Consider the following 12,063-nt stretch of genomic DNA (forward strand, 5'->3'; position numbering starts at 1 on the left):
AGCACCGGCGGGCGCGGGGACTGCGTCACAATGGGCAAAATGGGAGGAAGGATATGAGGGGTTTTTCTAGCGTGATGGCGGGCCTGCTGGCGACGACCTGTCTGGTCGCGCCGGCATGGGCGCAGGACACGGTGCCGCCGGCGCCGGACCAGCTTGCGGCCGACGAGGGGCAGGAGATCGTCGTCACCGGCATCCGCGCCTCGCAGGCCAAGTCGATCGACATCAAGCGCGAGGCGACGTCGATCGTCGATGCGATCTCGTCCGAGGACATCGGCAAGCTGCCCGACGTTACCGTGGTCGACGCGCTGCAGCGCATCTCGGGCGTGCAGATCAAGCGCGATGCGGGCGAGGGTACCAGCGTCAACATCCGCGGCCTGCCGCAGGTCGTGACCCTGCTCAACGGCGAGCAATATCTGAGCGCGGGCAATCTGGGCACCGCCCAGCCGAATCTCAACGACGTGCCGGCGCAGCTGATGAACGCGGTGGTCGTCTACAAGACGCAGGATCTCCACAACGCGCTTTCGGGCATTTCCGGCACGATCGACCTGCGCACGCGGCGGCCGTTCGACATGGAGCGCGGCTTCGTCCTTTCGGGCCAGGGCGAATATGCGCGCGGCACGCTGACCAAGCATAACGACTATCTGTTCAGCGGCCTGGCGAGCTGGCGCAACGACACGATCGGCGTGATGATAGGCGCGACGGGCAGCAAGAGCCGGCTGGGCAACAGCTATGCCGGCATCGGCGGCGCCGTGTTCGGCAACAACGACTGGGGCGGCTCGGGTTCGAACTGGATCTCGCCGCACGGCTATGAATTCTTCAATCGCGAGGTCGAGCGCAACCGCTTCGGCATCAACGGCGCGGTCCAGCTCAAGATCGACGATGACTGGACGCTGACGGGCGAGGTGTTCCACACCGAGCTGGTCGAGCATAATCGCGCGGCGGGCATCAACATCTCGAACCGCTGGAACGGCCTGACCTGGACCAATCCGACCGAATCCACGGATTCCGGCCAGACCGCGAGCAACGGCCAGCCCTGGCTCGACGTCAGCCAATATGATCTCGACGTGTGGTGGTTCAATTCCTTCTCGGTCAACCGCACCGCGCACGAGCATTCGACCAATTACAATCTGCAGATGGATTACGACAACAAGGACAATTTCAAGTTCTCGGCGCGGGCGCTCCGGTCCAACGCCAGGCTGCGCAGCATGAACGGCCAGGTGCAGGGCGACCTGAGCAACTGGCAATATGATCCGGATCGCGCCTTCACGCTGTTCCGCAACCCGGCCGATCGCACCCGCGGACCCTTCTTCCCGGCGGACATCGCGGCGCAATATCCTGCGTCGCAATATTCGAACAACGTCGTGGGCGTGAACGGTGGCCGCTACATCAATCCGAACCCGCTGGGCTATGGCCAGGATCCGTCGCTGCATCTCGATCTGCGCGGCAGCAATCCGGTCATCAGCGGCTTCGACAATCCGATCAGCGGCGGCCTGGGCGCGGGCAAGACGCTCAAGGACTATATGGCCAATCTCGACAGCTATGCGGTCGCGGCCTTCTCGTCCGAGGGCAATCAGGAGAACAGCTCCGATCTCGGCGTGTTCCGCGCCGACGGCAGCTATGAGTTCGAGGAAGGCGGGCTGTTCGGCATCCTGAGCCGGGTGGATGCCGGCGTGCGGCGCTCGGACCGCTCGACCCAGATCCGCAACTTCCACCTCTTCTCGAACTTCTATGCCGGCAACGGCGCATCCGATGCGGAAGGCTGCCTTGCCCAGTGGAAGGCGATCGACGTCGTGATGGACCAGGCCCAGTGCCAGGCCGGCGAGATGGTGCCCAACGCGGCGTTCGATCCCGCCCAGCCGGTGAGCGCGGAAAACCCGCAGACGGTGTTCCAGGGCTATACGGTCAATCGGCCGACCAAGCTCAATGCCTTCAACAACGTCTATTTCCAGACCGACTGGGGCGGCGTGGTGAACGGCATGCCGGGCCTGTGGGTCGCCGATCCCAAGGACTTCGACGACGTGAAGGCATTCCAGGAAAAGGTGTTCGGTCCCTCGACCGAAGTCACCATCCCGGGCAACACCTATGACGTCGATCTGGTCGAGGAGAGCGCGTATCTCAACACCGCATTCGCCACCGGCGCGTTCAAGGCGAATCTGGGCCTGAAGATCATCAACACCAAGCTGACGGTGAAGCAGAACTTGACCGGCGCCACCCGCAGCTATGGCGACACCAATCTCGATACCGGCGACGTGGTCTCGCGCCGCTCGTACCTGGACTGGCTGCCGACGGCGACCCTGTCCTACGACATCACGCCGAACCTGCGCGCGCGTGCGGCCTTCGCCAAGACGATGATCCCGCTCGACCTGGGCAATTACGGCGGCGGCTTGACGATCTCGACCGCGGACTCGCCGTGCACCGGCACGCCGGGGCCGAACGACGCGCCGTGCGGGGTGCGCCAGGTGACGGGGGCGAGCTCGAGCGGCAACCCGAACCTGAACCCGTGGCGCTCGAACAATTACGACCTGAGCCTTGAATATTATCTGGGCCGGGCGACGATGTTCAACGTCGGCCTGTTCAAGCTGGACATCAACAGCTTCGTCCAGAGCCTGACCACGCCGTGCGCGGGCCGCTTCCCCGACGGCGACGGCGTGATCCGCCGCTGCGTGCCGATCACCCAGCCGGAACAGGGCAATGGCGGTTCGCTCCAGGGCGTGGAAGTGGGCGCGAAGATCGCGTTCAGCGACCTGATCTCCAACGGGTTCTTCCGCAACTTCGGTATCGACGCCAACTACACCTATTCGGACAGCAAGCAGAACGGAACGTCGCTCGACGGCGAACGCCTGCCCTTCCCGGATAATTCGAAGAGCCAGGTGAACCTGGTCGGCTGGTATCAGGACGATCACCTGCAGCTTCGCGTGGCGTATAATTACCGCACGCCGCGCCTTTCCACCACCTTCGGCCAGATCGCGATCTACCAGGACAGCACGCAATATGTGGACGCGAACCTGACCTACAACATCAACCAGAATTTCGCCTTCTACGTGAACGGATCGAACGTGTTCGGCCAGCGCGAACGCTATTATTTCCAGTTCGACGACGACTCGAAACAGTATCATTCGCAGAACCGTTTCGAGCCGCGCTATTCGGCGGGCGTGCGGGTCCGCTTCTAAAGAGCCAACCCTCCTGGGCCGGCAGTCTCACCCAGGCTGCCGGCTCATTTTTCTTGGCGGGTTTTCGCGGCACCGACGGTTTTGCTTGCGGTGCCGGATTAGTGCGGATCAGATGCCGCCATCTCCATTCCAGAGCGGAAGGATACTCCCATGAAGGCACCGGACGCCTTGCGCAAAGTCTGCATCGTCGGCGGGGGCACCGCCGGCTGGATGGCGGCGGCGCTGATGGGCCATCATTTCAAGGGCAAGCTGTTCGAGATCGAGCTGATCGAATCCGAGCAGATCGCCACGATCGGCGTGGGCGAATCCACGATTCCGCCCTTTCTCGAGCTGCTCGCCAAGCTCGAGATCAACGAGCAGGACTTCATCCGCGAGGTGCGCGCCAGCTTCAAGCTGGGCATCGAGTTCCGCGACTGGAAGGTGAAGGGCGAGACCTATTACCACCCCTTCGGCCAGATCGGGACGCCGATCGAGCTCAGCGAATTCTATCATTGCTGGCTCAAGGCCAAGCTCGCCGGCCATGAGGGCGAGCTTCAGGATTTCGCCCCCGCCACCGTGATGGCGCGCGACGAGCGTTTCATGCTGCCGTTCAAGGCGCGCAACACGCCGATCGGCCTGGCATCCTATGCGCTGCACATCGATGCCAAATATGTGGCGCAATATCTGCGCCGTCTTGCCGAGGAGCGCGGCGTCAAGCGCACCGAGGGCATCGTGGCCGATGCGCGGCTCGACGATCGCGGCTTCATCGAGACGTTGGTGCTGAAGGACGGGCGCGAGGTGCGCGCGGACTTCTTCATCGATTGCACCGGCTTTCGCGCGCTGCTCATCAACAAGGTGCTCGGCGTCGGCTATCGCGACTGGTCCGAATGGCTGCTGTGCGACCGCGCGATCGCGGTCCAGGCGGAGAACCTCAAGCTGCCGCCGCCGGTCACGCTCGCCCATGCCCAGGATGCCGGCTGGCGCTGGCAGATCCCGCTCCAGCATCGCAGCGGGCACGGCCATGTCTTCTCCAGCGAATTCATGAGCGACGACGAGGCGACGCGCATCCTGCTCGATCAGATCGAGGGGCCGCTGGTGATCGATCCGATGGTGGTGCCGTTCAAGACCGGCGTGCGCGAGCAGATCTGGCACAAGAACGTGGTGGCGATCGGCCTCGCCTCGGGCTTCATCGAGCCGCTCGAATCGACGGCGATCCACCTGATCTATCGCGGCATGGACTTCCTTTTCCGCTTCCTGCCCGACCGCAATTGCGATCCGAAGCTGGCTGCGGAATATAGTCGCCGGATGACCGCCGACTATGAGGAGATTCGCGACTTCGTGGTGCTCCATTATTGCGAGACCAAGCGCGACGACACGCCGTTCTGGCGCAAATGCGCGGCGATGGCGCTGCCCGACAGCCTGCGCGAGCGGATCGAACTGTTCCGCGTCAACGGCACGCTGCGCGAGGGGCTGGACGAGCTGTTCCGCAATGCGAGCTGGCATTCGGTGCTCGACGGGATGGGCGTGCGGCCGCCCACCTATCACCCGCTGGTCGATCGCATCGACGAGGCCAGGCTCTTCCCGGCGATGGACCAGGCGCGCGCGCAGGTCGCCGCGTTCGTGAAGACGCTGCCGACGCATCAGGAATTCATCGACGCGCATTGCCGGGCCGATCCGGTCGATTTCGCCAGGCCGGCGGCGCCCCGGATGGCGGGCCGTTGATGCAGCGCAAGCGCGCGATCACGATCAAGGATGTCGCGGCCGAGGCCGGGGTTTCGTTCCAGACCGTGTCGCGCGTCATCAACAAGGGCCCGAACGTCACGCCGGGCATGCACGCGCGCGTGACCGCGGCGATCGAGAAGCTCGGCTATGTCCCCAGCCTGGCCGCGCGGCGGCTGGGCGGATCGCGATCGTACCTGATCCTGGCGTTCAACGACGAGCGGCCCACGCTGGAGGGCTGGCAGTCGCGGCGCGGCAACGACTGGGTCGATCAGATGCTCTATGGCGGCATGCTCAAATGCGCCGAGCATGGCTATCGCATGCTGTTCGAGCTGGTCGATTCGCATTCGGACCGGCTGGAGAGCCAGGTGCAGGCGGCGCTCTCCGCGCTGCACCCGGACGGCGTGATCCTGACGCCGCCGCACAGCGAGAACGACACGATCACCCAGCTCCTCCAGCGCGGCGGGCATAATTTCGCGCGGCTGGGATCGCGGCGGCCGGGCGACGGCTTCGCGGTCTATATGGACGACGAGGCGGCGGCGCGGCACGCGACCGAATATCTGCTCGACCTGGGGCATAGCCGCATCGCCTATGTCCAGGGCCATCCCGATTACGCGATGAGCCCCGATCGGCTGCGCGGGTTCCGCGAGGCGATCGAGGCGCGCGGACTTGCGGTGGACGAACGCTATCTCCAGCCCGGCGACTTCACCTATGAGGCCGGGCAGCAGGCGATGATCGCGCTGGCGAAGCTCGATCCGCCGCCGACCGCCGTGCTGGCCAGCAGCGACGAGATGGCGCTGGGCGTGCTCCATACCGCCGGCAGGCTGGGGCTGAACGTGCCCGGCGACCTCTCCGTGGTCAGCTTCGACGATACGCCGACGGTGCGGATGAGCGTGCCCGCGCTCACGGCGATCCGCCAGCCGATCGCGGCGATGACCGCCAAGGCGGCCGAGCTGCTGATTGCCGCCAAGGCGAGCGGCGAGCCGCCGGAACCGGACCAGGGGCATCTGCTGCCCTTCGATTTCGTCGCCCGGGATTCGACTGCGCCGCCGCGTTGACGCGGGGCCAGCCCGGGCCGATGCTCGCTCGTCCGATGCGCTTCCTTTCGCCCGGCCGCGGCTTCGTGCTGCTCTATGCGCTGGCCTATGCGGGCATGTTCGTCGGCTTCATGCCGTTCATCATGGTGCTGCTGCCGCTCAAGGTGACGGCGGTGGGCGGCGAGGATGCGGTGCGGCTGCTGAGCGCGGGATCGTTGGGCGGCGCGGCGGTGGCGAGCATCGCCAATATCGCGTTCGGCGCGCTCAGCGATCGCAGCTATCGGCGCAGGGGCACGCGGCGCGGCTGGATTGTGGCGGGGCTGGCGGCGCTCGTGCTCGGGCATGGCGCGCTGCATTTCAGCTTCGACGCGCTGACGCTGCTGCTGTCGGTGCTGCTGCTCCAGATCGGCATCAACATGAGCTTCGCCCCGCTCACCACGATCATGGCCGACGAGGTGGACGACGCGCACAAGGGGCTGGTGGCGGGCTTTCTGGGCGTGGCGCATCCGATCGGGGCGATGTCGGCCAGCGTGATGACGCTGCCGGGGCTGGGCGGCGAGGGCGAGCGCTATGCGCTGATCTGCGCGCTGTTCGTCGCGATGATCCTGCCCTTCACGCTGCTGATGCGCGAGGCCGCGCCCCAGCCGGCGCCGCCGCCCGAGCCGCTGCGCGAGCGCCGGCGCATCGACTTCGTCCTAGCCTGGGCTTCGCGGATGCTGATCCAGGTCGCGGGCAACGGGCTGGCGACCTATGGCTTCTTCTATTTCGTCTGGGTGCTCGATCGCCGCGACCTGGCCAAGGGCAGCAGCGAGGCGGGGCCGATCGTCTGGACGATGACCGGCTCCACGATCGTCGCGGTGGTGCTGACCCTGGTCGCCGGGCGGCTTTCGGATCGGGCGATGCGCCGGAAGCCGTTCCTGGCGGCGGCGGCGTGCGCCATGGCGGCCGGGCTGGTGACGATGGCGTTCGCGCAGAGCTGGGGCGTAGCGGCGATCGGCCATGCGGCGGCGCTGTCCGGCCTGTCGGTGTTCCTGGCGACGCATTCGGCGCTGGCGATGCAGCTTTTGCCCTCGCCCGAGCATCGCGGGCGCGATCTTGGCGTGCTGAACCTCACCAATACGCTGCCGGCGATGGTCGCGCCGCTACTGGCGCTCGCGCTGGCGCCGGAGAGGACGGGCTATACGCTTTGGCTGGTGGCGCTGGCGGCTGGCACGCTGGCGGGCGGCGCCATTGCGCTGGCGGTGCGGACGCAGGATTGAGTTAGCCGTCGATGCCCGGCAGGATCAGGCGTGCGATGATGCAGATCGCGCCGACCAGCAGCAGCGGTGCGAAGGCGAGGCGCCGGGCCGGCGTGCCGGCAAGCAGCAGCGCGGCGAGCGCGGTCGCGAGCATCGCCCAGAGATGATAGCGGATGTCCGAAGCGATGCTGACCAGCAGGAAGGCCAGCTCGGTCGCGGCGGCGGACAGCGCGAGCGCGCTTGCGAACTGGTGGCGCGGCCCCGCGCTCGGGCGGGCGAGGGCGAGTATGGTCAGCGCTGCTGTGAACCATAGCATCGGCGATCCGAGCGGGCTCCGGGCGAGCAGCCCGGCCAGCTTCTCGAAGGGTGCGATCCGCCGGGCCGGCGAGCCGAGGCCCAGCGTGTTGGGCTCGGACACCGATGGCGGCTCGGCATAGGGCATTTGCCGGGGCACCCAGAAGCGCATCGTCATGTTCCAATGCGCCAGCCGGTGCGCGGCATAGGCGAAGGGATGGTGCGCCACGGCATCGATCCAGGCCGTGAACAGGCGGTGGCCGGGCGCCGCGGCGTCGAGTCCGTCGGCTACGAAGGCGCAGCGGTCCTCATCGGCGAGCGGATCCCACATCAGCGGGGTGATGCAGCCGCGCCTCTCGGCCTCGCGCCAGACCGGGGCGGGCAGGATCGGGACGGCTTCCGGCCCGGCATGGCGGACGATGCCGGCGAGATCGAAGATGGGCAGCGCGCGCTCGACTCCGCTCGGGGAGGCACCGAGCAGCCGATGGTTGATCGACGGGCCGAGGGCGACCACCAGCACCAGTCCGGCCAGGATCGCGGCGGCGCGGGGCAGGGGGCGTTGCCAGCGGACGCCGCCCAGCAGTCCCACGCCCAGCGGCACGGTGGCGAACATCGCGTTGAAGCGCAGCAGCGTCGCATAGATCAGCAGCAGCGCGACCACTGCCCCAGTCCAGCGCGGCAGCCGCCGTCCGTCGAGCCGCCACCACGCCGCTATTCCGGTTGCGGCGAGTAGCGCGCCGGCCATCTGGCCGTCCTTGAGCACCGCGACCTGCCAGCCCAGGAAGGGCGGCCACAGTCCGAGCGCCAGCGTCGCCATGGCCGCGACACGCGCGCCGCTGCGGGCGAGCGCGGCCGCGAACAACCCGAGCCCGGCCCAGTAGAGCAGGATCTGGAGCGCGAACATCGGCGCCTGCCCGCTCCAGCCGTGATGGAGCAGCGCCCAGAGCCGCGCCATGACCGGCGGGTGCCAGTCGTCATAGGCGCCGGACACGACCTGCTGATATTGCACGACGCTGTCGTACATCGCGGTGCCGGGCCGGAAGAACGCCAGCGTCGCGGCGCAAAGCAGGGCCGCCGCGATTCCCGTCAGGGCCGGGGAGGGGAAGGCTCGCCTCACGGGCGGCCTCCCGCCGCGCTCAGCCGGTCTTGCGGCCGAACACCGGGCGTGCCGTGGCTTCGCCGCGCGGGGGGAAGGGGGCGGCCGGCGCATTTCCCTCCGCCGCCTTGCGCGCCATGTAGCGGGCCAGCGCCGCATCGGCGTCGAATGCGCTTTCCCCGGCCGGAAGGGCCGGAGGCTGGTCGGGGCTGACGGGGCGTGGCGTGCCCGTGCCGGAGACGGCGCGCAGGATCTTCAGCGCCATGGGCAGTACGAAAAACACTCCGATCGCGCCCAGGCCCAGCAGGGTCGGTCCCAGGCCGGTCGAGACCGCGCCCTGCACCGATCCGCCGACATTCAGGAAGTAGAAGAACAGGCCGCCGCAATACAGGATGGGCAGAAGCGCCCCGATGATGCCGAACCCCAGTTTCAACGATCGCATGCCAAGCCTCCCGCCATCCGGTTCCAGGATGGCGGGAGCGTAACGGCAAAAGCTGAACGCCTGGTTTTCTTAGATGTGGATCACGCGGCCATAGGCGGCGAGCACGCTTTCGTGCATCGTCTCGCTGATCGTCGGGTGCGGGAACACCGTTTCGATCAACTCCGCCTCGGTCGTCTCCAGCGTCTTGCCGATCGTATAGCCCTGGATCAGCTCGGTCACCTCGGCGCCGATCATGTGCGCGCCGAGCAGCTCGCCGGTCTTGGCGTCGAACACGGTCTTCACGAAGCCTTCGGGTTCCCCAAGAGCGATGGCCTTGCCGTTGCCGATGAAGGGGAAGTTGCCGACGCGGACTTCGTATCCGGCTTCCTTGGCCTTGGCCTCGGTCAGGCCGACGCTGGCGATCTGCGGGTGGCAATAGGTGCAGCCCGGGATGTTGCGCGCGTCCATCGCATGCGGATGCTTGCCCGCGATCGCCTCGGCAGCGATCACGCCCTCATGGCTCGCCTTGTGCGCGAGGAAGGGCGGCGCGGTGATGTCGCCGATCGCATAGACGCCCTCGACATTGGTTCTGCACGCCGCATCGGTGACGATGTGGCCGCGCTCGGTCTTCACGCCCAGCGTCTCCAGCCCGATATTCTCGGTGTTGGGCACGATGCCGATCGCGACGATGACATGGCTGAATTCCTGGGCCGTGACCGTGCCGTCCCGGCCCTTGATCGCGGCCTTCACGCCCTTGTCCGTCACGTCGAGCTTGTCGACGCCGGCACCGGTCAGGATCGTCATGCCCTGCTTCTTGAGCGCCTTCTCCAGATGCGCGGAGACATCGGCATCCTCGACCGGCACGATCCGGTCGAGCATCTCGACCACGGTCACTTCCGAGCCCATGTCGTTGTAGAAGCTCGCGAACTCCACGCCGATCGCGCCCGATCCGATCACCAGCAGCTTGCTGGGCATCTCGGGCGGGGTCATCGCGTGGCGATAGGTCCAGATGCGCTTGCCGTCGGTCTTGGCGAAGGGCAGGTCGCGGGCGCGGGCGCCGGTGGCGACGATGATGTTCTTGTAGCCCAGCTCCTCGGTCTTGCCGTCGGCGCCGGTGACGGTGAGCTTGTTCTTCGCGGTCAGGACGCCGGTGCCCATGTGCACGGCGACCTTGTTCTTCTTCATCAGGTGCGTGACGCCCTGGTTGAGCTGCTTCGCCACGCCGCGCGAGCGCTTGACCACCGCGTCCAGGTCGGCGGTGATCTTCTCCGCGGCCAGGCCGTAATCCTTGGCGTGTTGCATGTAATGGAAGATCTCGGCCGAGCGGAGCAGCGCCTTGGTGGGGATGCAGCCCCAGTTGAGGCAGATGCCGCCCAGCAGCTCGCGCTCGACGATCGCGGTCTTGAGGCCAAGCTGCGCGGCCCGGATCGCGGCGACATAGCCGCCGGGTCCGGAGCCAAGGACGATGAGGTCGTAGGATTCAGCCATGGTGCGGCGGCCCTCTGATTCAGTTGGGGAGGTATATAGGAGTTCAGGATGCGGAATCATCGACCGGGCGCGGACGGCGCGCCTCGTCGATGGCGACAAAGGTGAAGCGCGCCTGGGTGACCTTCTCGCGCTCCTCGCCGTGGCGGGCGCGGCGCCAGGCCTCGACCTCGATCTGCATCGAGGTGCGGCCGACCTTGACCAGCTCGGCATAGACCGAAACTTCGTCGCCCACGAACACCGGCGCGTGGAACTTCATGCCGTCCATCGCGATGGTGACCGCGCGGCCCTTGGCCCGGCGCGCGGCGACCAGGCCGGCGGCCATGTCCATCTGGCTCATCAGCCAGCCGCCGAAGATGTCGCCATAGGCATTGGCGTCGGCCGGCATCGTCGTGACGCGGATGGCCGGCTGGCCGGCAGGGGGAATATCGTCAGCCATGGTTGGGAGTGTCCTTCAGGCCGGCCTTGTCGGCGGCATAGGCTTTGCGCAGCGGCCCCACGCCCATCAGCACCACCGCGGCCATCGCGACATAGGCGACCAGCCAGATGTCGTCGGTGGCGCGCGGATAGGACCAGGCGGCGGCGGCGGCGACGAGCGTCGCGGCGATCAGCCCGATGACGATGTGGATCGTCTCGATCAGGACGCGCATCGCCGCCTCCCGCTCAGGCGATCATGCCCATGGGCGATTGGACCAGTTCCTTGAACAGCTTCATCATCGCTGCGCCGTCGGCCCCGTCGATCGCGCGGTGATCGAAGCTGCCGGTGGCGCTCATCACCGTCGCGATGCCGAGCGCGTCGTCGATGATCCAGGGGCGCTTCTCGCCCGCGCCGATCGCCAGGATCATGCCTTGCGGCGGATTGATGACCGCGTCGAACTGGGTGATGCCGTACATGCCCATGTTCGAGATCGAGGCGGTGCCGCCCTGATATTCCTGCGGCTGGAGCTTGCCCTCGCGGGCGCGGCCGGCGAGATCCTTCATCTCGGCCGAGATCGCCGAGACGCTCTTGTTCGCGGCATCGCGGATGATCGGCGTGATGAGCCCGGTCGGCGTCGAGACCGCGACCGACACATCGGCCCGGCTGTACTTGATGAGCTTCTCGCCGGTGTAGGTGACGTTGCACTTGGGGCTCTGGATCAGCGCGACGCCGAGCGCCTTGATGAGCAGATCGTTGACCGAGAGCTTGATCCCGCGCGGCTCGAGCGCCTTGTTGAGCTCGCCGCGCAGCTTGAGCAGCGCATCGAGGCGGACGTCCACCGTCAGATAGATGTGCGGGACGGTCTGCTTCGATTCGGTGAGGCGGCGCGCGATCGTCTTGCGGATGTTGGAGAGCTTCTCCTCCTCGTGCGGGATCGTGTCGTCGAACCAGACGGCCTTGTGCTCGGCCGGAGCGGCGGGGGGGCCCCCGGGGGGGGGGGGGGGGGGGGCGGGCGGGGGGGGGGGGGGGGGGCGGGGGGGGGGGCGGGTGCGGCGCCCTGGGGGAGAGAGGCGCCGTATGAAAAAGGTCTGTGTGGCCGGCGACCGCAAACGGGGTCGGGGCGCCGAGATTGGTTTCAGCCCCGACCGTGCCGCGGCCCAGCCGTGGGGCGATCGGCAAGGGGCCGCGCGCGACGACAATCCAGGG

The 12,063-nt window shown here is 67.2% G+C and carries 9 protein-coding genes and 1 pseudogene; 4 read left to right on the forward strand and 6 right to left on the reverse strand.

From position 1 onward, the window contains the following. Nucleotides 1–53 precede the first annotated feature (53 nt). From HB724_RS08875 to HB724_RS08890, 4 genes are all read left to right on the forward strand, one after another. Entirely contained in the window at nt 54–3,170 is a 3,117-nt protein-coding gene (locus HB724_RS08875; RefSeq protein ID WP_213980562.1) for a TonB-dependent receptor, read from the forward strand. Nucleotides 3,171–3,320: 150 nt separating this feature from the next. Then, complete coding sequence (locus HB724_RS08880) at nt 3,321–4,871, forward strand: tryptophan halogenase family protein (protein WP_213980563.1); 1,551 nt, start codon at nt 3,321–3,323, stop codon at nt 4,869–4,871. Further along, nucleotides 4,871–5,926 carry a LacI family DNA-binding transcriptional regulator gene (locus tag HB724_RS08885; protein WP_213980564.1) on the forward strand — a complete coding sequence of 352 codons (1,056 nt, stop codon included), beginning with the start codon at nt 4,871–4,873 and terminating at the stop codon, nt 5,924–5,926. Before HB724_RS08880 ends, HB724_RS08885 begins: the two co-directional genes overlap by 1 nt. Before the next feature lie 20 nt (nt 5,927–5,946). Continuing rightward, the gene (locus HB724_RS08890; protein ID WP_213980565.1) at nt 5,947–7,164 is read left to right on the forward strand and encodes an MFS transporter; all 1,218 of its coding nucleotides are present in this window, start codon (nt 5,947–5,949) and stop codon (nt 7,162–7,164) included. Nucleotide 7,165: 1 nt separating this feature from the next. Here the strand turns inward: HB724_RS08890 and HB724_RS08895 are convergent, their stop codons facing one another. The 6 genes and pseudogenes from HB724_RS08895 to HB724_RS08920 all read right to left on the reverse strand — a co-directional run. Then, nucleotides 7,166–8,554 carry a hypothetical protein gene (locus tag HB724_RS08895; RefSeq protein ID WP_213980566.1) on the reverse strand — a complete coding sequence of 463 codons (1,389 nt, stop codon included), beginning with the start codon at nt 8,552–8,554 and terminating at the stop codon, nt 7,166–7,168. Nucleotides 8,555–8,573: 19 nt separating this feature from the next. Beyond that, complete coding sequence (locus HB724_RS08900; RefSeq protein WP_213980567.1) at nt 8,574–8,975, reverse strand: hypothetical protein; 402 nt, start codon at nt 8,973–8,975, stop codon at nt 8,574–8,576. Nucleotides 8,976–9,044: 69 nt separating this feature from the next. Beyond that, nucleotides 9,045–10,442: a dihydrolipoyl dehydrogenase gene (lpdA, locus tag HB724_RS08905; protein WP_213980568.1), complete on the reverse strand. Its 1,398-nt coding sequence runs from the start codon at nt 10,440–10,442 to the stop codon at nt 9,045–9,047. A 43-nt stretch (nt 10,443–10,485) separates the two neighbouring features. After that, entirely contained in the window at nt 10,486–10,878 is a 393-nt protein-coding gene (locus tag HB724_RS08910; RefSeq protein ID WP_213980569.1) for an acyl-CoA thioesterase, read from the reverse strand. After that, the gene (locus tag HB724_RS08915) at nt 10,871–11,089 is read right to left on the reverse strand and encodes a hypothetical protein (RefSeq protein WP_213980570.1); all 219 of its coding nucleotides are present in this window, start codon (nt 11,087–11,089) and stop codon (nt 10,871–10,873) included. The genes HB724_RS08910 and HB724_RS08915 overlap by 8 nt, the downstream gene beginning before the upstream one ends. Before the next feature lie 13 nt (nt 11,090–11,102). Beyond that, nucleotides 11,103–11,792, reverse strand: a pseudogene (locus tag HB724_RS08920) (2-oxo acid dehydrogenase subunit E2); the annotation flags it as partial. Nucleotides 11,793–12,063: the final 271 nt, after the last annotated feature.

It is taken from the genome of Sphingomonas sp. dw_22 (assembly GCF_018449795.1).
GTDB lineage: Bacteria > Pseudomonadota > Alphaproteobacteria > Sphingomonadales > Sphingomonadaceae > Sphingomonas.